Raw genomic sequence first — 23,115 nt, 5'->3', positions numbered from 1 at the left:
TTGGAGACTGTCTCCGATTATTGAAGCGGAGATGCTCTCCGGTTACAAGTGTTTTCTTCGGGAGGTGTCATGACCAGCGCATCCGCGCCGGCGAAACCGATGCGAGCCGATGCTCGACGCAACTACGACAAAGTCGTTGCCACGGCGGCCGAGGCATTTCGTGAGTCGGGAATCGACACGTCGCTCGATGACATCGCCAAACGTGCCGGCGTCGGCGCCGGCACGTTGTACCGCCACTTCCCCTCTCGCGAGGCGCTCGTCGCGGCCGCGATGCGACAGGACACCACCGCCCTCGTGGAGTCTGCGCGCGCCGATGACGAGCAGCGGGACCCCGGCGAGCGTCTCGTCGAGTGGGTCCGGGCGCTCGCGCGCCACGTCGGGGCGTACCAGGGTCTGCCCGAGATCATCATCGCGTCGGCGGGCGACCCCGAGAGCACGCTCTACACCAGTTGCGCCGACCTCCGCGTGGCCGGCGGGGACATCCTCGGCGCCGCCCAGCGGTCCGGTGGAATCCGAGCCGATCTCACCGTCGACGAACTCTTCACTCTCGCGAACATGATCGCTTTGGGCCGTAATTGCGTTGAGTCGCAGCGTCTTCTGGATCTCGTGGTCGAGGGGATCCGCGGGCCCGGTAGGTGAGCCGAGCCCGCGGGCCCGTCTGTTCATGCTCGGCGCGGACGGGTCCCCGCCCGCTCAGGAGTCGACGGTCACCTGCTCGAAGCTCAGCCGTTCCGGTGCTTCGCGGTCGGCGAAGACCTGACGATTCGGAAAGCCGCCGGTCCAGAAGTCGTACAGGTACGAGACCAGACCGCCGCGGTGGTAGTCGCAGACCATGACGCCGTCGGTGACCAGGACCGGCCACCCGTCGGGGTCGTCGCCCGTCCGGTGCCAGTATCCCGAGTCGCCGTCGGTGGAACGTCCCCACCCGAACAACGAATCGCCGGACAGGTCGACGGCCGTGTCGGTGCCGTCGTCATGCGCCCACGTCACGATGCTCAAGTCCTCGAGAAGTGGCTCGAGGTCGGCCACCGCGTGGCGCCCCGCCTCCTCGATCGACGCGTCGGGCCAGGGGAGACCGGTCCACACGAGGAAGTCGTCGCAGAAGACTCCCTGTCCGTACGTGTCGGCGAGTGCCTTGTAGTCGGTCGGCAACCGGAATCCGAGTCGCTGTTCGATGAGCGCCCAGTCGACCGTCGCCGGCCGTGCCACCGGTGGTGGGATCAGCGCGATCAGATCCTCGATGGTGTGCTTCGGCATGGTGGTCACCTCACGTTCGGGATGATCTCGAAATGAGCGATGCCGCCCCGGAGGTCCCGAGAGTCGTTCGGTACCACCGGCAGTCATGTAACCGCGGGGATCGAAGCGGTGTCCACGTACGTATTCGGCTGAACGGCCATGCGTTTGATCGACGCGGATCGGGTCGAAGAACTTGGACGCGCCGCCGGAGGTGTCGACCCGAAACGGCGAGAATGCCCGGCCGGAAGTGCCCCCAGTCGGACTCGAACCGACACTGTGCCGATTTTAAGTCGGCTGCCTCTGCCAATTGGGCTATGGGGGCGAAGGGTCCGCTCGACGACGGTCCCCACGGTGAGCATAGTCAGCCGCGGCAGCGTGTCCGAATTCGTCCGGCGCTGCCACCGACAGACGTCAACTCGACCGCCAGACTTCGGTCGAGGTCTGGCAGTCGAGTCGACGTCTGGGAGTCAGCCGTCCTTGACCGGCCCAGTCGCCGGGGTGATCATGGGGCATGGACGCGGCAGCGGTGACCGGGGCACGCAATTGGGAGGCCGTCCGAGAGCGGCATCCCGCCATCGTCGAGCGCCTCGAGGCGGGTCTGACGCAGGGTGATCCGCTCGCCGACGCGGTGATCGTCGAGGCCAGAGAACGCGGAATCTCCTTCTCCACACTGGTCGCGCTCTTGGAAGAGCACACCTCCGCCGAGGAGGAGACCGATGTCGAACACCTCGAGATGCCCGCCTCGATGACGCATCTGTTGCAGGTCGCGAGCACCCCACCTCCGTGGTTCGACCCGGCCTGGGCAGAGGCCGGCGCCCGCGCCTGGTGGCGGTTCGGGACGTTGCAGTCGTCGACGCTGTATCAATCGCTGATCTACGGATTCAAGGCGCAGGGGTTCGTCCGTCCGCTGGTGGCCACCGGCCGGCTGGGATCGGGGACACGTGATCGGGTCGAGTCGACGGCCCGCTGGGTCGCCGAGGCGACCACGCCCGGATCGATGCTCCCGGGCCGTCCCGGTTGGGCTGCGACGCTTCGTATTCGGCTGCTACACGCCTACATTCGCGACGTCCTGCGGCACCCGCACGGCGATCCGACGGACGACGCCGGGGGCTGGGACGAAGGGGAGTGGGGCGCACCCATCAACCAGACGTATGCGGTGATGACCATCTCGTGCGGCTTCCTGGCTCTCCCTCTCGTCGTCGCACGGGATTTCGGGATCCACTACAGCAGTGCGGAATGTGAGGCGATCACACATCTGTGGCGCTGGATCGGCTGGGTCATCGGGGTCGACGACGACCTCCTGCCGCCGAGTTACGAGTCGTCGAGCGAATTGTTCCGTATCGCAGGCGAATTCGAGCTGCGGCCCGACGATTCGTCGAAGGTGCTGATCAAGGCGCTGCTTCGCGAGGGGTACGACCTTCCGCGCGTCGTGCACGGGGCCGCTCCGATTCCGGTGCCAGGGTTGCTGGTCTCCGCGGTGGATGCGATCACCAGACCCCTGCTCATGTCGTCGTTCTCGGCCATCAGCACACGATGGGTCGAGCGCCCGGTCGCCCGGCGGATGGGTTTGCGCCGGACGCCGTTGCACCATCTCGTCGACGTCGCGCGGCCCGCCGTCAGGCTGCGCGAGATCGCGCGCGCGACCGGACTGCTCGGATCGGAGTCGACGGTGATCGAGCGCGAACTGCGAACGGTCCGACGCGGACTCGGCATGCCGCACGTCTCGGAATCGTCCTTGACCACCTAAATTACTGCTGATAACTTAACGCCGTAAAGTCGACCGACGCGACAGGGGTCCGCATGCTGGTCAGATTGACACGGCTGGTCATATCCATGCCCAAACGAGTGCTGCTGGGCGCACTCATCCTGCTGGTGGTGTGCGGCGCGTACGGCGCGACCGCGGCCGAACATCTGCTGGCCGGAGGGTACAGCGATCCGAACTCGGGGTCGGCGCGGGCCGAGAGAACTCTCGACGAGACGTTCAACCGCGGCGGGGTCCAGGTCGTGCTCAAACTGGACGGTCCCGACGGAGTCGACATCTCCCGCGACCCGACGGCCCGAGCGGTCGGTGAGGACATCGTCGCCGACCTGAATCGCAATCAGTACGTGCAGGACCAGATCCTCTCAGTGTGGGCCAATCCGGCGCTCGACTCCGCGCTCGTCAGTCGCGACCGGACGTCGACTTTGATCATCGCCTCGCTCGACGGTGGCGAGGATTCGGCGCCGGGGCACGCCGAGGAGATCGCCGCGGCCCTGGCCGGTGACCGCGACGGGATCACCGTGCAGGTCGGCGGTCAAGGAATGGTCTTCGCGCAGGTCAACGATCAGACCGCGTCCGATCTCCTCGTCGCCGAGGCCATCGCGATCCCGATCACGTTCATCGTGTTGATCTTCATCTTCGGCGGACTGCTCGCGGCGGCCGTCCCGGTCGGCATCGGCATCGTCTCGATCATCCTCACCTTCGCGCTGCTCCGCGCGATCGGATCGGTCACCGACGTCTCGGTCTTCGCGCTCAACCTCACCACCGCACTGGGTCTCGCGCTCGCGATCGACTACACGCTGCTGATCCTGACGCGCTACCGGGAAGAGGTCGGACACGGTCTGAGCCGGCCCGACGCGATCGTCCGAACCCTGGCCACGGCCGGGCGGACGGTCGCCTTCTCCGCGGTGACCGTCGCCCTGTCGCTCAGCGCGCTCGTGCTGTTCCCGCAGTACTTCCTGCGCAGCTTCGCGTTCGCGGGTCTCGGCGTCGTGGCGGTGGCCGCGGTGTCGGCACTCGTCCTCACGCCGGCCGTGCTCATGCTCCTCGGTGATCGCATCGACGCGTTCGACGCCCGGAAGCCACTCCGGCGCCTGCTTCGGCTGCCGCCGGCGCGGCCCGTCGAACCCGAGGACACCTGGTGGTACCGGCTCGTCCAGTGGGTGCTGCGCCACGCCTTGCCGGTCGCCGCGGTCGTCACGGTCTTCCTACTGGTACTCGGTGCGCCGTTCCTGTCGATGAAGCTGGGGTTCCCCGACGACCGGGTGCTCCCCGAGTCGGCGAGCGCCCACGCGATCCAGCAGGAGATCCGAGACGACTACGAGGACGACCTGTCCGCAGCGGTCACCGTCGTCGTGCGGGGGCCGGTGGACGATGCGACCCTGGCGGGCTACACCCGCGCCCTGTCGACGGTCGGAGATGTCAACTCCGTAGGGTCGTCGGCCGGGACGTTCGTCCGGGGTGCGCCGGCCGCGCCCGGCAGCCCGGACGACACCCGGGGCGACGTACACGTCCTGCAGGTGTCGACCGACCGCGACCCGATGAGTGAGTCGGGGATCGCCCAGCTCGACGAGCTGCGGGCGGTGCCACCGCCGGCGGGAACGGAGACCCTGTTCAGCGGGCTCGCCGCCGCCACCGACGACACCGTCGGGTCGATCTACGCGCATCTGCCCTGGGTGCTCGGCCTCATCGCGATCGCGACGTTCGTGCTGCTGTTCCTGTTCACCGGGAGCGTCGTGTTGCCGCTGAAGGCGCTCGTCCTCAACATCCTGTCGCTGTCGGCGACGTTCGGCGCGATGGTCTGGTTCTTCCAGGAGGGGCACCTCGGAGGTTTGGGGACCACCGCCACGGGCACCCTCAGCGCGACCATGCCGGTGCTGCTGTTCTGCGTGGCGTTCGGTCTGTCGATGGACTACGAGGTGTTCCTGTTGGGACGGATCCGCGAGGAGTGGTTGCGATCGGACCGGACGCGCGCGGCCAGCGACCACGCGGTGGCGCTGGGCTTGGCCCGGACCGGCCGGGTCATCACGGCCGCGGCCCTGCTGATGAGCATCGTCTTCGCCGCCATCGCGGCGTCGGAGGTGTCGTTCATGCGGATGTTCGGGGTCGGTCTCACCCTGGCGGTCCTGATGGACGCGACGATCATCCGCATGTTCCTGGTCCCCGCCTTCATGCGGCTGGCCGGGCGGGCCAACTGGTGGGCGCCGGGTCCGCTGCGACGGCTACACGATCGGATCGGATTGTCCGAGGAGGCCCCGGAGGTCGGGCGTCCCGAGAAAGCGGCGCCGGACACTGCGCCGACGAGGGTCTGACACCGAATACGTCATACGACGGATGAACGGCGGCGGGACAGGTGCTGGAGTGCAGTGACGACACGTAGACGAGCGAGATCACCGCGCGGGTCCGGAGAGATCCTCGCGGAGGAGATCATCGAGGCCGCCGGTGAGTTGCTGGTCGAGAACGGCGACGACACCGCGATGTCGATTCGCGCGGTCGCCAACCGCGTGGGGGTCACACCGCCGTCGATCTACCTGCACTTCGCCGACAAGGAAGCCCTGCTCGACGCGGTGTGCGCCCGCTACTTCGAGCGTCTCGACGACGAGATGGCCGCCGCGTCGGAAGGCGTCGACGACGCCTTCGAACGAGCGCTGGGCCAGGGGATGGCCTATGTCCGCTTCGCCGTCGCCACGCCCGTGCTCTACCGGGTGGCGTTCGGCAAACCCACTCCCGAAGGGCATCCGTCGAAGGTCGACGAGGTACTCGCCGCCAGTGCGTACTCCCGGTTCGCCGGAACCGTCACCGAGCTGGCCGACGGAGGCGTGTTCGATCACGCCGAGATCGCCGACATCGTTCTCGAGTTCTGGGCCGCCGCCCACGGAATCGCGTCGCTGATGCTCGCCAAACCGGGTCTCGCCTGGGGCGACGACTTCGCGCGTGCGGAAGCCATGCTCACCGCCATGTGCCTGGGCCGGGCCTCGCTCGCGACCGACGGCGGCATCGATCAGACCGCAGTGGGCCGCCGGTTGAGGTCGCTGCGCGACCGGGTGAACTGACCCGGTGGCGGGTGTCTGACGACAGAAGGGTCAAGAGTCGGTAAAGTCGACATCGACTCGGTCGTTGCGAGCTCTCGCCAGGGAACTCTCAGAAACGGCCCGACGTTGAGACGGCAGACATCCGTACCGATGAAGGAGCGCTTCGTGCGAGAAAGCAGCAATCCGGTGATGCGCGGCGTGGTCCGCGACAATCAATCCGGATACGCGGGTTTCGGGGCCGGCATGGCCGGCGCCGGCGCCGCGGCCAACCAGTTCGGTCAGGCCACTGACCCCTACACCCAGCCGGCACCGCCGGCCACTCGTCAGCTCACGATCGACGACGTCGTCACCAAGACCGCGATCACCCTCGGAGTGCTGACGCTGGCCGCCGCCGCCACGTACTTCGCGATCAGCAGCCGCGCCACCGAGGCCGCCCAGGCAGCTCTCGCCACGCCGCTGATGCTGGTCGGCGCCATCGCCGGTCTCGTGCTCGTCCTCGTGGCGAGCTTCGGTCGCAAGCAGGACAACCCGGCCATCGTGCTGGCCTACGCCGCGTTCGAGGGCCTCTTCGTCGGTGCCATCTCGTTCGTGTTCGCGAACTGGGCGGTCGCCGGTGACACCTCGGCCGGTGCGCTGATCGGACAGGCGGTCCTCGGCACCTTCGGTGTGTTCTTCGGCATGCTGTTCGTGTACAAGGTCGGCGCCATCCGCGTGACGCCGCGCTTCACCCGCATGCTGTTCGCCGGCATGATCGGCGTCCTGGTCCTGATGCTCGGCAACCTGGTCATCGGTCTGTTCACCGGTGAGGCCGGAGTCCTGCGCGACGGTGGCCCGATCGCCATCATCTTCTCGCTGGTCTGCATCGCCCTCGCCGCGTTCAGCTTCCTACTGGACTTCGACGCCGCGGATCGCCTGATCCGTGCCGGCGCACCCGACCGGGCCGCCTGGGGCGTGGCACTCGGCCTGACCGTCACCCTGGTCTGGCTGTACGTCGAGATCCTGCGTCTGCTGACCTACTTCAACTCCGACTAGTCAGTCATGTGACAGTGGCCCCGCACCTCGGCAGGTGCGGGGCCACTGTCGTGTCAGGGTCGGTTGGCGACAAAGTGTGCCACCCGGTGCGTTTGCGGGAACAACCCCATCACCGCGGTTCTACCGTGCGGACATGGTGTTCTTTCTGATCCAGCTGGCGCTGATGATCATCGGCGCCGTCGTACACATACTGGTGGACCGATCGATGCGACGACGCACCGTCGGCCGCGCAGCCGAACTCGTGCTGCTCTGGATACTCGTCCCCGGCGGCGCATTCGGCATCCTCGCCGGGGTCGGCCACGTCGGCCCGAACGCCCCCGAGATCGCCGAGGGCATCGGGCCGGACTTCATCCCGTCCATGTTCCAGTGGGAGCTGGGGTGGAACGACATCGCCGTGGGCGTGCTCGGCGTGCTCTGCTACCGGGTGCGCAATCGTGGCGGATGGCTCGACGCCGCCGTGTGGGCACTGGCGATCAGCTACGGGGGAGACCTCGCCGGTCACATCTCGCAGTACTACATCCACGACAACACCGCGACGAACAACGTCTGGGCGATCCCCGCCGAGATCTACATCGTCGGCGCCGTCGTCATCGCCTGGTTCGTGTACCGACGAACGACCCCCCGCAGCGTCGCGATCCAGGGACCGAACGCGGCGAGGGGCGTCGACGAGAAGACGGCCTCGGTCAGCTGAGGCGCTCCAGCACTGATCAGCTGAGGCGCTCCAGCACCATGGCCATGCCCTGACCGCCACCCACGCACATCGACTCGATGCCGAAGGTCTTGTCGCGGGTCTGCAGGTTGTTGAGCAGGGTGGTCGTGATGCGGGCGCCGGTCATCCCGAACGGGTGACCCAGGGCGATGGCGCCACCCGACACGTTGAGCTTGTCGTGGTCGATGCCGAGATCACGGGCCGAACCGAGGACCTGGACGGCGAAGGCCTCGTTGATCTCGACGAGGTCGATGTCCGACAGGGACATCCCCGAGACCCGCAGCACCTTGCGGATCGCCTCGATCGGACCGAGCCCCATGATCTCCGGCGACAGGCCGGTGGCCGCGGTGGCGACAACGCGCGCCAGCGGGGTGAGGCCAAGCTCCTTCGCCTTGGTGTCGCTCATGATGACCAGCGCCGCGGCGCCGTCGTTGAGCGGGCACGCGTTGCCCGCGGTGATCGTGCCGTCCGGGCGGAAGACCGGCTTGAGCTGCGAGATCTTCTCGTAGGTCGTGCCCGCGCGGGGGCCGTCGTCGGTGGTGACCAGCGAGCCGTCGGGCAGGGTGACCGGGTCGATCTCCCGCTCGAAGAAACCGGACTTGATGGCTTCTTCGGCGCGGTTCTGGCTCAGCACGCCCCACTTGTCCTGGTCCTCGCGCGAGATGCCGGTGAACGAGGCGACGTTCTCGGCGGTCTGGCCCATCGCGATGTACACGTCCGGGATGACCCCGTCCTTGCGCGGATCGTGCCAGATGCCGGCGTCACCGGCGGCCGCCTTCTCCGTGCGGGCCATCGCGTCGTCGAACAGCGGGTTCTTGGAATTCGGTGCGCCGTCGGCGCCGCCGGAGATGCCGAAGCTCGACACGCTCTCGACGCCACCGGAGATGAGGACGTCGGCCTCGCCGGCCTTGATGGCATGCAGCGCCATCCGGGTGGTCTGCAACGACGACGAGCAGTAGCGGTTCACCGTGACGCCCGGGATGTGGTCATGCCCCAGCTCGACCGCGATGACCCGGGCGATGTTGTAACCGCCCTGTCCGCCGGGCTGGCCGATGCCCCAGTGGATGTCCTCGATCAGCGCCGGGTCGAGCTCCGGCACCTTGGCGAGCGCGGCTTCGACCATCTGACGCGACAGTTCGTCGGGTCGGATGTCTTTGAGGGATCCCTTGGCGGCGCGGCCGATCGGGGAACGGGCGTGGGCGACGATGACGGCTTCAGGCATACCTCGAAACTACCCCACCAAGCATCTGCTTGGTCGCGAGGCCGGTCAGCCCGAGTCGTGGCTGGTCACCGGTGTGTCAGACGTCTCCTGAGACGTGTGACGAACCGTGTTTCTTCGACGGCCTCGGACACCTTCGGCGGTTCGGGCAGCGGCGTCGGACCCCACTCGCCGATCGAGGCGAGCACCTCGGGCACCAGGATGTCGGCGGCGAGCTCATACCCAGCGGCCGACGGGTGGAATCGATCGGGCGACAGCATGTGCTCGGGGCGCGCGAGGAACTCCTCGGTCAGCAGGTCGGCCAGTGGGACCGGCCGCCCCCCGGCGGCCCGGACCGCCGATCGCTGCGCCGCCGCCAGCGTGAGTCCCCAGCGTCGCAACACCATTCGCAGGGGCTGGGGGATCGCGGTCACCACGCCGAAATCCGGGCAGGTGCCGACGACGACCTTCGCACCCTCGTCGACGAGTGCGTGGACGGCATCTCCGAGCCGCCGCGCCGACGGGAGCGGACTGTTGCGGGCGGTGACGTCGTTGGCGCCGACGAGGATGACGGCCACGTCGGGTCGCTCGTGATGGACGAACATGGCCTCGATCTGGGCCGCGAGCCCCTTCGACGTCGCGCCGACGATGGCCTTGTTGGCGTAGCGGACCACCCGATCGGTCTCCGCGGCCACGCGGCGGGCGATCTGGACTCCTGGCGTCTCGCCCGCGGTCTCGGCACCCAGTCCGGCCGCGGTCGAGTCCCCGAACACCACGAGATACAGGTCGTACACGGTGTCCCGGGTGAAACGTGCGCTGGTGCCGTCGGGGCGGTACACGCCGTCGCCGTCCGGGGCGTTGTCGGTACGGTGCGGGATCACCACGCGGGCCTCGGCGGCCTGACTGTTCAGCAGGTTGTAGGCGGCCCAGCCGGCGCCGGCCGCGCCCGCGGTCGCAGCCGCTGTCGCGCCGACGTCGCGCACGATCCTGGCGGGGACGATTCCTCGACGACTCGAACCGGACACGAGTGCCAGTTTAGGCGACTTCGACACGACTCCTCGCTGCGCTCGTCGTCGGCTCAGCCAGCGGTAGAACCGACTGCCGACGTCGGGCAGCGGCCGGGTGTCGCTGTTCGCGGTGGCTCTGGGACCATGGACACATGCGCATCGCCAATCACGTCGTCGACCTGGTGGGCAACACCCCGCTGGTCAAGCTGAACTCGGTGACCTCACCCGGATCGGGCCTGGTCGCCGCCAAGGTCGAGTACCTCAATCCCGGTGGCAGCAGCAAGGACCGCATCGCCGTGCGGATGATCGACGCGGCGGAGGCCTCGGGTGAACTGAAGCCGGGCGGGACCATCGTGGAACCGACGTCGGGAAACACCGGCGTCGGCCTGGCGCTCGTCGCCCAGCAGCGCGGCTACAAGTGCGTGTTCGTGTGCCCGGACAAGGTCGGCGAGGACAAGCGCAACGTCCTGCGCGCCTACGGTGCCGAGGTCGTGGTCTGCCCGACCGCGGTGGAGCCGTCCCACCCGGACAGCTACTACAGCGTCTCCGACCGCCTGGTCACCGAGATCGACGGTGCGTGGAAGCCCAATCAGTACGCGAACCCGGCCGGTCCGCAGAGTCACTACGAGACCACCGGTCCCGAGATCTGGGCCGACACCGACGGCAAGGTGACGCACTTCGTGGCCGGCGTCGGCACCGGCGGCACCATCACCGGCACCGGCCGGTACCTCAAGGAGGTGTCCGGCGGCTCGGTGAAGATCGTCGGCGTCGACCCCGAGGGTTCGGTGTACTCCGGCGGGACCGGGCGCCCCTACCTCGTCGAGGGTGTCGGGGAGGACTTCTGGCCGTCGGCCTACGACCCGGACATCCCCGACGAGATCATCGCGGTCTCCGACGCCGACTCGTTCGACATGACCCGGCGTCTCGCCCGCGAGGAAGGGCTGCTCGTCGGCGGCTCGTGTGGGATGGCGGTGGTCGCGGCCCTGCAGGTCGCCGAACGCGAGGGACCCGACGCCGTCGTCGTCGTGCTGCTGCCCGACGGTGGCCGCGGCTACATGGCGAAGATCTTCAACGACCAGTGGATGAGCAGCTACGGCTTCCTGCGGACGCCGCTCGACGCCAACACCAAGGAATCCCTCGTCGGAGATGTGTTGCGCGGCAAGACCGGCGCCCTGCCCGACCTCGTGCACACCCACCCGCAGGAGACCCTGCGCGACGCGATCGAGATCCTGCGTGAGTACGGCGTCTCGCAGATGCCGGTCGTCGGCGCCGAGCCGCCGGTGATGGCCGGCGAGGTCGCGGGTGCGGTCACCGAGCGCGACCTGCTCAGCGCGGTCTTCGAAGGTCGTGCCAGCCTCGCCGACCCGGTGTCGGCACACATGGGAGAGCCGTTCCCGCTCATCGGTTCCGGCGAACCGGTGTCGGCGGCCACCAAGGCGCTCGGCGACTGCGACGCGCTGATGGTCGTCGAGGACGGCAAGCCCATCGGCGTGATCACGCGCCACGACCTGCTCGCCTTCGTGTCGAGCCACCCGATCGTCGGATAGGAGCATCACCGTGAGTGAACGACGCAGTGCCGCGGATTCGGTTCGCTGGCAAGGCTTCTCGACCCGCGCCATCCACGCCGGTTACGAGCCGGATCCGCAGACCGGGGCGGTGAACGTCCCGATCTACGCCAGTTCGACCTTCGCCCAGGACGGCGTCGGCGGACTGCGCGACGGCTTCGAGTACGCGCGCACCGGCAACCCGACCCGACGCGCCCTCGAAGCCAATCTCGCTGCGCTCGAGAGCGGCACCTACGGACGGGCTTTCGCCTCCGGCATGGCGGCCACCGACTGCCTGCTGCGCTCGACGCTGCGGCCGGGCGATCATCTGGTGATCCCGAACGACGCCTACGGCGGGACCTTCCGGCTCATCGACAAGGTGTTCAGCCAGTGGGGGATCACCTACTCGGTGGCCCCGGTGTCCGACGTCGCCGCGGTGCGCGACGCCATCCGGCCGGAGACCAAGCTGGTCTGGACCGAGACGCCGACCAACCCGCTGCTCAACGTCGGCGACATCGAGACCCTCGCCGCCGTCGCGCACGAGGCCGGCGCGAAGCTCGTGGTCGACAACACCTTCGCCTCGCCGTACCTGCAGCAGCCGCTCGTCCTGGGCGCCGACGTGGTGCTCCACTCGACGACCAAATACCTGGGCGGGCACTCGGATGTCGTCGGCGGCGCACTGGTCACCGACAGCGAGGAGCTCGACGAGGCGTTCGCGTTCCTGCAGAACGGCGCCGGGGCGGTCCCCGGACCGTTCGACGGATTCCTCACCCTGCGCGGCATCAAGACCCTCGGCGTCCGGATGGACCGGCACTGTGACAACGCGGAGAAGGTCGTCGACTATCTGAGCGGCCACGACAAGATCGACGCCGTCCTGTACCCGGGCTTGGAGAACCATCCGGGCCACGAGGTCGCGGGCAAGCAGATGAAGCGCTACGGCGGCATGGTGTCGGTGCTGGTCAAGGGCGGGCTCGACGCCGCCAAGGAGTTCTGCGCCCGCACCGAGGTGTTCACGCTCGCCGAATCACTCGGCGGCATCGAATCGCTGATCGAACACCCCGGTGCGATGACGCACGCCTCGACCGCCGGATCGCTCCTCGAGGTCCCCGCCAACCTCGTCCGGCTCTCGGTCGGTATCGAGGACATCGACGACCTCCTCGGGGACCTGGAGAACGCGCTGCGCTGAGGAGTCGGGGGGGCGTCAGACCCGCGCCTCGAGGAGCAGGTTCGACGCAGTGGTCGCCGCGACACGCGCCGAGGTCAGACCGGCCGCCCGGAAGGTGTCGAGCAGTCGAGTGGGGCCGGCCTGGGCTCCCAGCGAGGTCGGGCCGTCGGCGATGCTGTGCGGTACGCAGAGGTATGAGCTACCCGAATAGAACAGCAGCGCAACGGGATTGGTCAGATTCTCGGCCAGTGTGTCGTGCGCCAGCGGTTCGACGGCGATCACCTGACCGCCGGGACGCAGTGACGACCGTGCGTGTGCGAGCGCACCCACCGGATCGCCGAAGTCGTGCAGGGCGTCGAAGATCATGATCGCGTCGTGGTCGCCGGCGTACGACTGGGCCGTGGCCACCTCGAAGCGGACCCGGTCGTCGACCCCGGCCGCATGGGCGGCTGCGGTGGCGCGCCGGACGGACTCCTCGTGGCTGTCCACGCCGACGAACGTGGAGTTCGGGAAGGCCTCGGCGAGCAGGATCGTGGGGACCCCGTACCCGCACCCGACGTCGAGAACGCGGATGCCGTCGGTGAGGCGCTGTCCGAGGCCGTCGATCGCCGGAACCCACTCGCTGAGCAGCGACGCACGGTAGATCGTGCCGTAGAACCGTTCGACGCCGGAGAACAGCCGGGAATCGTGCGCGTGCCAGGGCACGCCGTCGCCGGTCGCGTACGCATGCGCGAGCTGGTCGACCGAGGACCACACCGCGGCAGCGACCTCGAAGCCGGCCACGATCGCCGCCGGACTGTTGTCCTCGGCGAGCACCATCGCGTGCTCGGCGGGGAACACGAACACCTCTGGGCCATTCGCGGCGTCATCGCCGGTGTCGTGGAGCAGGACGTATCCGGCCGCGGCCTGCACGCACAACCATTCGTGCACATACCGTTCGGCGAGTCCCGAGCGTTCGGCGAGCTCGGCGCTCGTCGCCGAACCGAGTTGCGCCAGCGCCCGCCACAGTCCCAGGCGGTCGCCGAGGTAGGTGCTGATCGAGTGATAGGCATGGGTGAGATCGGCGCTCACCTGGCCGGCGAAGGCCTCGACCCGAGCGAAGTCGGTCGCGGTGCCGGAACCGGCGGCGTGTGTGGTGGTCATGGGATGAACCTCTCGTGTGCGATGTCGTAACCACGCCGGGCGGCGTGTGCACCGAGCGTGCGCCGGCGTCCTGTCGCGGCGCTGTCATGACCGGACCGTGACCCGCTGGGCGGTGAGCCGATGGTGACAGCCCCGTGACAGCGGGCTCGGAGACCGTCGACGCATGAGAACAACACAGATCAGCGACCTGGGCACCGTGATGTCCATCTGGGCTCACCCCGATGACGAGACCTACCTCGCCGGCGGCGTGATGGCCGCCGTCCGCGACGCGGGTGGGCGCGTGGTGTGCGTGACCGCGACCCGCGGCGAAGCGGCCGACGAGAATGCCACCGCCGCAGAGCGTTCGGAGCTCGCCCTGGTCCGGACCGGCGAGCTTGAGAAGGCTTTTATCGAGCTCGGCATCCAGGAGCACCACTGGTTGGACCTACCCGACGGTTCACTGGCGGCGATCGACGAGAGCGGCCCGGTCGGACGCATCACCGCCCTCCTCGACGACGTGTCACCCGACACCGTCCTGACCTTCGGTCCAGACGGCGTGACCGGGCACCCCGACCACCGCACCGTCAACCGGTGGGTCCGCCTCGCCGTCGACCGTTCGTCGACCTGCCCGCGAATCCTTCACCCGGTGGGCACCGGGCGGGGGATCGAGTTCGACCTCACCCGTGAGTTCGACATGTGGGCGCTGGGCGGGCCGCGCCAGTGTCCGAAGGAGATGGTCGCGTTGCGAATCGATCTCGACGGGGCCGAACTGGACCGTAAGGTGCGAGCCCTGCTGGCTCAGCGCTCGCAGACCGCGGACCTGGCCGCGGCGATCGGCCTCGAGCGATATCGAACATGGGTGTCGGTGGAGACCTACGCTCATCCTGCATAGGCCGTCGGAGAACAGAGAGCGACGATCGGGATGGTGGTGCGCGAAACCGAAGACGGGCACGTGTCGCCCGCGGTCGAGGTCGGCCTGCTGGGTGCACTGAGGTTGCGGGTCGACGGTGCCGAGGTCGCGGTCCCCGGGGAACGACGACGCGCCCTGCTCGCGCTGTTGACCGTCGCCGGCCGGCACGGCATGGGTATCGGGCGGCTCGTCGACGCGCTGTGGGGCGACGATCTGCCGCGGGAACCGATTGCCGCACTGCACAATCTGGTGTCCCGGCTGCGACGCCATCTCGGCCGACACGCCGATCTGTTGGAACGACGCCCCGACGGCTACCGGCTCCGGGTGTCCGTCGTCGATGTGACGATCGTGCGCGACCTGCTCGCATCCGCCGCCGACACGCCCGATCCCGCCGAGCGTCTCCGTCTGACCGTCCGGGCCCGCGAACTCTGGCGCGGCGAGCCGCTCGGCGAGTTCGCCGGCATCCCCGACCTGGACACCGAACGCGTTGCGTTGGAGGACCTCCACAACCGGCTCGCCGACACCCACGTCGAAGCGCTGGTGGAGTGCCGCGACCCGAGCGCGACCGCGACGGCGAGGGCCGGTGTCGCGTCCGCGCCGTTACGCGAGAGTTCGGCACGACTGCTCATCCGCGCACTCGCCGCCGACGGGCGTGTCGGCGACGCGATGGCTGTCGCGATGAACTTCCGCGAGCAGTTGCGTGAGCGGACGGGTCTCGATCCGAGTCCGGCCCTCGCGTCGCTCGAGCAGCGGGTGGCGGCGGGCTCCGAATACGGGCAGGCCGAGACGAATCCGGGACCCGGCGTGACCTCGCGGCGGCGACCTGCTCCGCCGGCCGGGCCTCTGGTGGGGCGGGAGCGAGAACGCGCCGAGATCATCCGGCTGTTGTCGGCGCATCGGGTCGTGACCCTGACCGGTACGGGCGGCGTCGGCAAGACCAGTCTCGCGCTCGACGTCGCCGCCGACCCCGCGGTGTTCCCCGGGAACGCCGTTGTCGTCGTCAACCTCGCCGCGGTCGCGCGAGCCGACCGCGTCCTCCCGTCGGTGGTGTCCACCCTCGGTCTCGAGGTCGGGGTGGGTGCTTCCGTGGACGCGATCGCGCGCGCCGTCGACGGGTCGCTCCTGCTCGTCCTCGACAATTGCGAACATGTGTTGTCGTCCTGTCGCGAATTGGTCGCGGCGATCGTCGAACTGGCTCCCGCGGTGCGGATCCTGGCCACCTCCCGAGTCGTGCTCTCACTCTCCGCCGAGTACGTCCTGCGTCTGCAGCCCCTGACCTTTCCCACCCGCGTCGACGACGTCGACGCGGTCGCCCGGCAGCCTGCGGTGCGCGCGTTCGTCGAGCACGCGCTGCGTCGCAATCCGGACTTCGCGGTGTCGAGTCGTGAGCTCACGGACCTCGTCGACGTCGTGCGCCGTGTCGACGGGCTCCCGCTCGGCATCGAGCTGGCGGCGCGTCAGGCCGCTGTGATGCCGATGTCGGCCGTGGCCCGAATGCTCGATGGTGCACTCGATCTCGCGACGGGAACCGGAGCCGACGACCAGCGGCGGCTGACGCTCCGCAGCAGCATCGACATGTCATTCCGACGGCTGAGCGTGGTCGATCAAGCCGTACTCGCCGCCCTCGCACCGTTTCCCGGCGGTGTGTCGCTGCGCACGTTCGAATCCGTCGCACTGAGCGTCGAAGCGGAGGTCGTCGGCGCAGCGGGCATCGGCACGCGAGGTGACGGCGGGCTCGACCCGGTGGAGACCCTGCACCGTCTGATCGACAGCTCGTTGCTCGTCGCCGACGCGTCGGGCGGCAGATACCGTCTCCTGCATCTCATCCGCACCCATCTGCTTGATCACCTCGACCGTGCGGGCGTGCTCGCCGCGGCCGAGGACCGGTTCCTCGACGAATGTGTCGCAACGGTGCGGGACATCGGCGACGAGTGGCTCGGCGTCGCGGAGTTCGAGGCGAATGAGCGTCTCCATGCCGAGATGGACAACCTGCGGTCGGCGCGGGACCTGGCACTGGCGCGCGGACGCGTCGACGTACTCGTGGCGATCACGACATCGCTGTCGCTGATCAGCACATGGCGCAACCTCAACGAATTGTGGACGTGGGCCGTCGAATCGGCGCGTTCGGCGTGGCTCGATGGTCATCCCGATCGCGCCGAGATGCTGTCCGCGGCGGCCGAGGCCGCGCGGCTCGTCGGCGAGTTCGACCTCGCCGTCGACTTCGCGACCTCCGCCCTACGTCCCGATGCCTCCGGGGCACCACCGGATCCGGATGCGCCCGCGTTGGTCGGCGCGCGGGCGGCCAGGGCGGCGGTCGCGCACTTCCGTGGCGACTTCGCGGTGGCGGTACGGGAATGGACCCGCTGCGGCACACACCCGTCCCTGGGGTCGGCGTTCCTCGCGTCTGCGGCGCTCGCCGCGTCGTACTCCGGTGACTCGAGCGGGGCTGCCCGGCTGTTGGCCGAGGCCCGGTCGACGCTGGACCCGTCGGCGGGGCCGTCGCAGCACGCCTTCCTCGACTACGTCCACGGCGAGCTGCTGTCCGCGCACGACCCGTCCAGCGCGCTCGCCCTCTACGAACGCGCCCACGAACGGGCCGCCGGCGTCGGGGCGACGTTCATCGTCGGGGTCGCTCGTGTCGGCGCGGCGGCGTGTCTCGTCCGCGTCGGCGATGTAGCGCGTGCCGCGGAGGCCTACGTCGTCCTGCTCGGGGCATGGCGCGACAGCGGTCAGCCGACGCAGCTGTGGACCACGGCGCGCGACGCCGCCGCACTGCTGCGCGTCCGGGGCCGGATCGACGTGGCCGACCTGCTCGTCGAGTGTGCCGATCTCGACCCCGCCGCGGCCTTCGACACACGCAGAGGTGCCGCGGACCGTGCTTTCGGGGACCTGGTGCACGCCGACAACACGGTCCACGCCGACACCGAAGTCGTGCTCGACCGGGCGATGCGCGAACTCCGAGAGATCAGGGAGTCGACGTCATCGGACGACCGCGGGAGCTCGGCGGCGCGATGACGTCTCCTCGGGTGGCTCCTGCAGGGCGGAGATGGCCGATACTGGTCGCATGCTGCTGACTGCCGACGACGTCGACCGCGCGACCGACGAGCTCGCGTCCGTGATACGGCGGACCCCGACGATCGCGTCGCGGGTGGTGTCCGAGCGCAGCGGTGCGCAGGTGTGGCTCAAGTGCGAGAACCTGCAGCGCACCGGATCTTTCAAGCCACGCGGCGCGTACCTGCGCATCTCGCGGTTGTCGGCGGGGGAACGTGCGCGTGGGGTCGTCGCGGCCAGTGCGGGCAATCATGCGCAGGGAGTCGCTTGGGCGGCATCGGAACTGGGGATCGCCTCACGGGTCTACATGCCGGTCGGGGCCGCGCTGCCGAAGATCGCCGCGACGAAAGCCTATGGCGCAGAGGTGGTGCTCGCCGGATCAACGGTCGACGAGGCGCTCGTCGAGGCGCAGCGTCATGCCGAGACGACGGGCGCGGCTCTGATCCACCCGTTCGATCATCTCGACATCGTTGCCGGACAGTCGACGGTCGGCGTCGAGATCCTGGAGCAGATCCCGTACGTGTCAACGATTCTCGTGCCGCTCGGCGGCGGGGGGCTGCTCGCCGGCGTCGCCGCGGCGGCGCGTCTGCGACGACCGGAGGTCGAGGTGATCGGCGTGCAGGCGGCGCAGGCCGCGGCCTGGCCGACGTCGCTCGCCAAGGAGCGGCCGACACCGGTCGCGGCGATGAACACCATGGCCGACGGCATCGCCGTCGCGACACCCGGGAAGGTCCCGTTCGCGCACGTCTCCGAGTTCGTCGACCGGATCGTCACGGTCAGCGAGGAAGAGTTGAGCACCGCGCTGCTGCTCATGCTGGAGCGGGCGAAGCTGGTGGTCGAGCCTGCCGGGGCCGCGGCGGTGGCGGCGGCGGTGAGCGGTCGGCTCGCACTGTCCGGGACCGTGTGCGTCGTGTTGTCCGGCGGCAACATCGACCCGCTGCTGCTGCGCCACGTGACGACACACGGCCTGACCGCCGCCGGACGATTCCTGACCGTGACCGCGACCGTCTCCGACCGGCCCGGTGGACTGGTCGCACTGCTGGAACTGCTCCGCGACCTCGGCGCGAGTGTGCTCGACGTCGTCCATTCCCGTGTCGCCGACGACCTGTATCTCGGCGAGGTGCAGGTGACCGTCAGCGTCGAGACCCGCGGACACGACCACCAGCACGACGTCCGGCGGGCCCTCGCCGACGCGGGGTTCCTGCGGGACTGAGGGCGAACGTCGGCGCTAACCTGTCTGGGTGGCTGCCGACGGACCCGCCCTGATCGGTGTGCTGGGCCCGATCGCGGTCGGCGCGTGCCCGGTGGGCGCCGAGAGCCCCGATCGGCTCGTCGCGGTGCCGGGGCTGCGGGCCCGACGCCTGCTCGTGTCGCTCGCTCTCGCCGACGGGCGCGTGATCTCGGCGGATCGCCTCATCGACCACGTCTGGGCCGCCGATCCGCCGCGTTCGCCCCACAGTGCGCTGCACACCCAGGTGTCCCGGCTGCGCAAGCTCCTGCCCGAGGGGGTTCTGGAGGGCACCGAGAACGGTTATCGACTGCGCAACAGCCGCACCGACCTCGACGTGGTCGACACGCTGCTCGCCGAAGGCGACCGGGATGCCCACGACCGGGCCCGGCAGTGGTGGCGCGGCGTGCCCGGAGACGATCTCGGGGACGGGTCCCCGGCGACGGCGACACTGTCCGCACGCATTCGACGCACCCAGGACGCGCTCGACGGTGCGCAACTGACGGCCGCGCTCGCCGAAGGGGACTTCGCGACCGCGCGATCCATCGCCGAACAGCGCTGCGCGCGAGACCCGTTCGACGAGTCGGCACACACCGCCCTGATGCGGGCGCTCGCCGGGGAAGGCCGCGCCGCCGACGCGCTCGTGGTGTTCGACCGGCTCCGACGGCGACTGTCGACCGAGCTGGGGACGGACCCGGGTGGCCGGGGAGTGGTTGTCGTTGTCATGCCGACAACTGTGGCGCCGTAGCCTGTCGTCGGGCTTGCGTCGGCTTACGTGGTGCTGTCGTTGAGGCGGAGTGTTCCGCAGAACGCTCCCGAGGAACGTCCACGGGCGACCGACGTGTATTCGACGCGGCTGACACGAGGAGTTCTGTGGATGAGCGTCTGTGCTGTGGATTCTCGGTGCGGCTGCGAGGGCAGGGCGGATTACGTTGCCTGCCATGGGACGACGCACACACTCCGCAGAGGCGGCCTGGACACCACGGATTGCTCACCGCGTCCGTCACGAGCTCATGGATGACGTTCACGAGCAACGACGGAAGGCCTACCGGCGGCTGGACGAACTCGAGGCCGAAGCGAGTCTGCTGGCCGAAGATCTCAATGATGCGGACGAGGGCTCGCTGCATCTCGATCCGGACGAGTACGCCGACCGGGAGGCCGTCCTCGAGAAGGCGGACGGACTCCTCAGCCTCATCAACTGGTGGTCTTCGTCGCTCGCGGTGACGGTGTTGAATCTCGCCGACGCGCCGGTGCACTGGGTCACTGCCCCGGCAGTCGAGCTGATCACAGGCGTGCGGAACGAGGAAGCCACCGCCGGGGGTGGCGGTGTGGACACCCGCGTCCTACCAACATTGGGTAGCGCCGGTCTCGCCTTGTTCGAGAGGTCCGCCGGACGCCATCGACCATCGAAGAGATGTCCGGGTCTCGACAATCGCGACGTCGGGATCGACGGCTTGTGCTGGTGGCGAACAACACTCGGTGGGGAGAATTCGCCGCCCGTCGTGGACATGATCAGGCTGCACGTGCTGACCCGCGACCGGAAGCTCTGCCGCTCCGCAGAGATCGACGGGCGACGCCCGGCGGTCGTCGACGTGGACGTGTTCACCGTGGCGATCGAGCCTGCGTGGACGGGGAGCACACAAGCGTCTCCATCGGTTCGCGTGCTGATGCGTCTCGCCGATGACCTGGGCCGGGGCACGCTGACTGCCTCGCCTGTGCCGACGACGGGTCGAACGTCGGCGGCCGTCGCGGTGGTGGCCTGACAACCGGCCGGCGGCTCACTTCGCAGGTTCGAGGTTCGCGAAGTGCTTGAGGGTGTCGGCCTCGATGGTCTTGTAGACCGTCGACGACGCGGGACCGGAGAACGCGGTGACCACCCGCGACGAGGTGGGCAACTCGAGCGCGAAGGTCCACTTGAGTCGGCAGCCCACATCGGCGGGCAGGATCTCGGTCGCCTCGCCGAAGCGGCGGATGCCGGGAACGTTCGCCCTCAGGACCCGGAAACCGTTGCGGTAGTGGCCATTCGCCGGATCTTCCGTCCAGTCGAAGAAGTCCTCTTCGAGGGTCACATAGCCGGGACCGAGGACCGCGCGGCGTTGTGTTCCCACCCCGTACGGTTCCGGTGAGACGAACTCGATCTTCTTGATCGCGCGGCACCAGTCCAGCGTGTGCTGACGGGTGAACTCGGCCCACGCGCGTTCCGGCGCGACCGGCAGACGCACGTCGATGACGTGCCGCACCGGCGCATCGTCGAAGAAGTCAAGATCGAAGGACTCCAGCTCATGAGAACGTGCCATGTGTCACATTGAAGCACGGTGTTCCGGGTCGAGCCCCGGGCGAGCGTGGTCGAAACAGGGTCGGCCTCCTGTCGAGGTCCACCGGTGCACTTCAACTCGACTCCTGGACTTCGATCGAAGTCCAGGAGTCGAGTCGAGGTTCGCCGGTCGTGGGGTAAGCGACCCTCGCCAGCGGATCCGATATCGGCCCTGGTGCGTCCTAAAGTCATGACCTCTTTTCCCACCGACAGACACGGGCTAATTCGCCGCACGGCAACGCTGCGACTCGGCATCAACGACGACGCTGTGACAGCCGCCGTACGGCGCGGCGAACTGATTCGTCTTGCCCCGGGGGTCTGCGCACTGGCGGCCGACGAGGCGTCCGCCGAGGACCCGGGTGACCGTCTGTACCGACTGAGATCGATCGCGGTCGCGACGTCTGTTCGAGACTGTGACGCGTCGATCCTGAGTCACGACTCGGCGGCAGCCGTTCACGAGCTGCCGCTGCTGCACCCGGAACGCGAGGTCGTGCATCTGACGAAGAAGTCGAAGGTGGGCGGGTTCGGGCACGGGTTACGGATCGTCCATGCCGGGCCGGTGGCGCCCGACGAGGTGGTCGACATCGGCGGAATCAGGGTCACGTCTCGTGAGCGAACCGCCGTAGATGTTGCGATGTCCGGTGACTTCGCCCAAGCGCTGGCCGTGTTCGATCGCGCGCTAGCGTCCGGCGCCGACATCGCCACGATGACCCGTATCCTCGCGTCGCGGAACCGTTGGCGCGGTGCGGGGACCGCGCGTCGTGCCCTTGCGCATGCGGACGGTGCGTCGGAGAGTGTCGGGGAGTCGTGGAGCCGGGCGCAGATGATCGAGGCCGGGTTGCCGACTCCGCGACTGCAGCACACGTTCCAGACGGACGCCGGAGACGCGCGGACCGACTTCGACTGGGACGGAACACTTGTCGGTGAGTTCGACGGACTACAGAAGTACGGCCGACTGTTGCGCCAGGGTGAGAGCCCGCGCGATGCACTCATCCGGGAGAAGCGTCGGGAGGATGCGCTGCGCGCACAGGGGATCATGGTGATCCGATGGACGTGGGGAACGCTCGAGCGCGGCGGGCTCGCCAATCTGCTCCGGCCGTGGTTGGACAAACTGACCGCGGCTTGACCGATGAACCCCAACTCGACTCCTGGACTTCGATCGAAGTCCAGGAGTCGAGTCGAGGTTCGCCGGTCGGAGCACGACCGTCGTTGGCACGCCGTGTGTGGCCCCGTCTGATTGCCGGCGTGGTCGCGGTGTGCGGAATTGCGTTGGGAGTCAGTACGATCGGCATTCAAAGTGGCGTCGCTGTGACCGCTACCGGTTCGAGCCAGGTGTTCGAGCAGTCACCGACGACCGGGACTCCCGGTGCAGAGTCACTCGCGACCTGGGAGCAGACGAGCGCAGTGGCGAAGGCGAAGGAGTACCTCTCGATCATGGCGTTCTCGAGAGCGGGTCTGATCGATCAGCTGGAGTACGAAGGGTTCTCGACGGCCGACGCGACGTACGCCGTGACCGAGGTCGAGGCTCAGGGCGCCGTCGACTGGAACGAACAGGCGGCGCAGAAGGCCCGCGACTATCGTTCGATGACGGCGTTCTCGCGGCAGGGCTTGATCGAACAGCTCGAGTATGAGGGCTTCACGTCCACGCAGGCGACGTATGGGGTCGACCACGCGTAGGGCACGACCGATGAACCCCAACTCGACTCCTGGACTTCGATCGAAGTCCAGGAGTCGAGTTGAGGTTCGCCGGTCGCGCGACCGGCGGTAGCTCACGGACGAGAACCCCCGAAAACACGAAACCCGGGACG

20 protein-coding genes and 1 tRNA gene are annotated in these 23,115 nt (G+C 68.6%); 15 read left to right on the top strand and 6 right to left on the bottom strand.

Going from position 1 to position 23,115, the window contains the following annotated elements; all coding sequences use genetic code 11:
- The first annotated feature begins 69 nt into the window (after positions 1 to 69).
- Entirely contained in the window at positions 70 to 639 is a 570-nt protein-coding gene (locus JW364_RS02470) for a TetR/AcrR family transcriptional regulator (protein WP_055474920.1), read from the top strand.
- A gap of 54 nt (positions 640 to 693) precedes the next feature.
- On the opposite strand, the gene JW364_RS02465 is transcribed toward JW364_RS02470, so the two are convergent.
- Together JW364_RS02465 and JW364_RS02460 are read right to left on the bottom strand one after the other, a co-directional pair.
- Positions 694 to 1,257 (bottom strand): hypothetical protein, encoded by a 564-nt coding sequence (locus JW364_RS02465; RefSeq protein ID WP_205333261.1) that lies wholly within the window; start codon positions 1,255 to 1,257, stop codon positions 694 to 696.
- Between the two features lie 227 nt (positions 1,258 to 1,484).
- Positions 1,485 to 1,558, bottom strand: a tRNA-Leu gene (locus JW364_RS02460).
- 189 nt (positions 1,559 to 1,747) lie between these two features.
- Between JW364_RS02460 and JW364_RS02455 the strand changes: the two genes are divergently transcribed.
- From JW364_RS02455 to JW364_RS02435, 5 genes are all read left to right on the top strand, one after another.
- Complete coding sequence (locus JW364_RS02455; protein ID WP_165630267.1) at positions 1,748 to 2,983, top strand: oxygenase MpaB family protein; 1,236 nt, start codon at positions 1,748 to 1,750, stop codon at positions 2,981 to 2,983.
- A 53-nt stretch (positions 2,984 to 3,036) separates the two neighbouring features.
- The gene (locus JW364_RS02450) at positions 3,037 to 5,307 is read left to right on the top strand and encodes an MMPL family transporter (RefSeq protein ID WP_055474905.1); all 2,271 of its coding nucleotides are present in this window, start codon (positions 3,037 to 3,039) and stop codon (positions 5,305 to 5,307) included.
- Between the two features lie 54 nt (positions 5,308 to 5,361).
- Positions 5,362 to 6,048, top strand: a complete 687-nt coding sequence (locus JW364_RS02445) for a TetR/AcrR family transcriptional regulator (RefSeq protein WP_055474904.1) — start codon at positions 5,362 to 5,364, stop codon at positions 6,046 to 6,048.
- A gap of 144 nt (positions 6,049 to 6,192) precedes the next feature.
- Complete coding sequence (locus JW364_RS02440) at positions 6,193 to 7,059, top strand: Bax inhibitor-1/YccA family protein (RefSeq protein ID WP_055474978.1); 867 nt, start codon at positions 6,193 to 6,195, stop codon at positions 7,057 to 7,059.
- Positions 7,060 to 7,192: 133 nt separating this feature from the next.
- Positions 7,193 to 7,750: a DUF6790 family protein gene (locus JW364_RS02435; RefSeq protein WP_055474903.1), complete on the top strand. Its 558-nt coding sequence runs from the start codon at positions 7,193 to 7,195 to the stop codon at positions 7,748 to 7,750.
- A 16-nt stretch (positions 7,751 to 7,766) separates the two neighbouring features.
- Here the strand turns inward: JW364_RS02435 and JW364_RS02430 are convergent, their stop codons facing one another.
- Positions 7,767 to 8,990 (bottom strand): acetyl-CoA C-acetyltransferase, encoded by a 1,224-nt coding sequence (locus JW364_RS02430; protein ID WP_055474902.1) that lies wholly within the window; start codon positions 8,988 to 8,990, stop codon positions 7,767 to 7,769.
- A 65-nt stretch (positions 8,991 to 9,055) separates the two neighbouring features.
- Positions 9,056 to 9,991 carry an SGNH/GDSL hydrolase family protein gene (locus JW364_RS02425; RefSeq protein WP_374100784.1) on the bottom strand — a complete coding sequence of 312 codons (936 nt, stop codon included), beginning with the start codon at positions 9,989 to 9,991 and terminating at the stop codon, positions 9,056 to 9,058.
- A gap of 134 nt (positions 9,992 to 10,125) precedes the next feature.
- Between JW364_RS02425 and JW364_RS02420 the strand changes: the two genes are divergently transcribed.
- Positions 10,126 to 11,520 (top strand): cystathionine beta-synthase, encoded by a 1,395-nt coding sequence (locus tag JW364_RS02420; protein WP_055474900.1) that lies wholly within the window; start codon positions 10,126 to 10,128, stop codon positions 11,518 to 11,520.
- A 10-nt stretch (positions 11,521 to 11,530) separates the two neighbouring features.
- The gene (locus tag JW364_RS02415) at positions 11,531 to 12,703 is read left to right on the top strand and encodes a cystathionine gamma-synthase (RefSeq protein WP_055474899.1); all 1,173 of its coding nucleotides are present in this window, start codon (positions 11,531 to 11,533) and stop codon (positions 12,701 to 12,703) included.
- A 15-nt stretch (positions 12,704 to 12,718) separates the two neighbouring features.
- On the opposite strand, the gene JW364_RS02410 is transcribed toward JW364_RS02415, so the two are convergent.
- Positions 12,719 to 13,825: a class I SAM-dependent methyltransferase gene (locus JW364_RS02410; RefSeq protein ID WP_068972358.1), complete on the bottom strand. Its 1,107-nt coding sequence runs from the start codon at positions 13,823 to 13,825 to the stop codon at positions 12,719 to 12,721.
- A 163-nt stretch (positions 13,826 to 13,988) separates the two neighbouring features.
- Between JW364_RS02410 and JW364_RS02405 the strand changes: the two genes are divergently transcribed.
- From JW364_RS02405 to JW364_RS02385, 5 genes are all read left to right on the top strand, one after another.
- Positions 13,989 to 14,696 (top strand): PIG-L deacetylase family protein, encoded by a 708-nt coding sequence (locus tag JW364_RS02405; protein WP_068972357.1) that lies wholly within the window; start codon positions 13,989 to 13,991, stop codon positions 14,694 to 14,696.
- A 30-nt stretch (positions 14,697 to 14,726) separates the two neighbouring features.
- Positions 14,727 to 17,729: a BTAD domain-containing putative transcriptional regulator gene (locus JW364_RS02400; RefSeq protein ID WP_068972356.1), complete on the top strand. Its 3,003-nt coding sequence runs from the start codon at positions 14,727 to 14,729 to the stop codon at positions 17,727 to 17,729.
- A gap of 49 nt (positions 17,730 to 17,778) precedes the next feature.
- On the top strand, positions 17,779 to 18,978 hold the full coding sequence (gene ilvA / locus JW364_RS02395; RefSeq protein WP_205333262.1) for a threonine ammonia-lyase: 1,200 nt from the start codon (positions 17,779 to 17,781) through the stop codon (positions 18,976 to 18,978).
- 28 nt (positions 18,979 to 19,006) lie between these two features.
- Entirely contained in the window at positions 19,007 to 19,741 is a 735-nt protein-coding gene (locus JW364_RS02390; RefSeq protein ID WP_068972355.1) for a BTAD domain-containing putative transcriptional regulator, read from the top strand.
- Positions 19,742 to 20,006: 265 nt separating this feature from the next.
- Positions 20,007 to 20,756: a hypothetical protein gene (locus JW364_RS02385; RefSeq protein WP_065629944.1), complete on the top strand. Its 750-nt coding sequence runs from the start codon at positions 20,007 to 20,009 to the stop codon at positions 20,754 to 20,756.
- Between the two features lie 15 nt (positions 20,757 to 20,771).
- Here JW364_RS02385 and JW364_RS02380 read toward each other — a convergent pair whose 3' ends face one another.
- Positions 20,772 to 21,290 (bottom strand): hypothetical protein, encoded by a 519-nt coding sequence (locus tag JW364_RS02380; RefSeq protein WP_065629943.1) that lies wholly within the window; start codon positions 21,288 to 21,290, stop codon positions 20,772 to 20,774.
- A 207-nt stretch (positions 21,291 to 21,497) separates the two neighbouring features.
- Here JW364_RS02380 and JW364_RS02375 point away from each other — a divergent pair, with 207 nt between their 5' ends.
- Together JW364_RS02375 and JW364_RS02370 are read left to right on the top strand one after the other, a co-directional pair.
- Entirely contained in the window at positions 21,498 to 22,433 is a 936-nt protein-coding gene (locus tag JW364_RS02375; RefSeq protein WP_068971446.1) for a type IV toxin-antitoxin system AbiEi family antitoxin domain-containing protein, read from the top strand.
- Positions 22,434 to 22,552: 119 nt separating this feature from the next.
- A complete protein-coding gene (locus tag JW364_RS02370) occupies positions 22,553 to 22,984 on the top strand; it encodes an Ltp family lipoprotein (protein WP_238995045.1) in 432 nt (143 codons plus the stop codon).
- Positions 22,985 to 23,115: the final 131 nt, after the last annotated feature.

The organism is Gordonia sp. BP-119 (genome assembly GCF_016924115.1).
Taxonomy (GTDB): domain Bacteria; phylum Actinomycetota; class Actinomycetes; order Mycobacteriales; family Mycobacteriaceae; genus Gordonia; species Gordonia hongkongensis.
The sequence above is the reverse complement of the archived record's forward strand: the minus strand, read 5'-3'. Positions and strand labels throughout refer to the sequence as shown.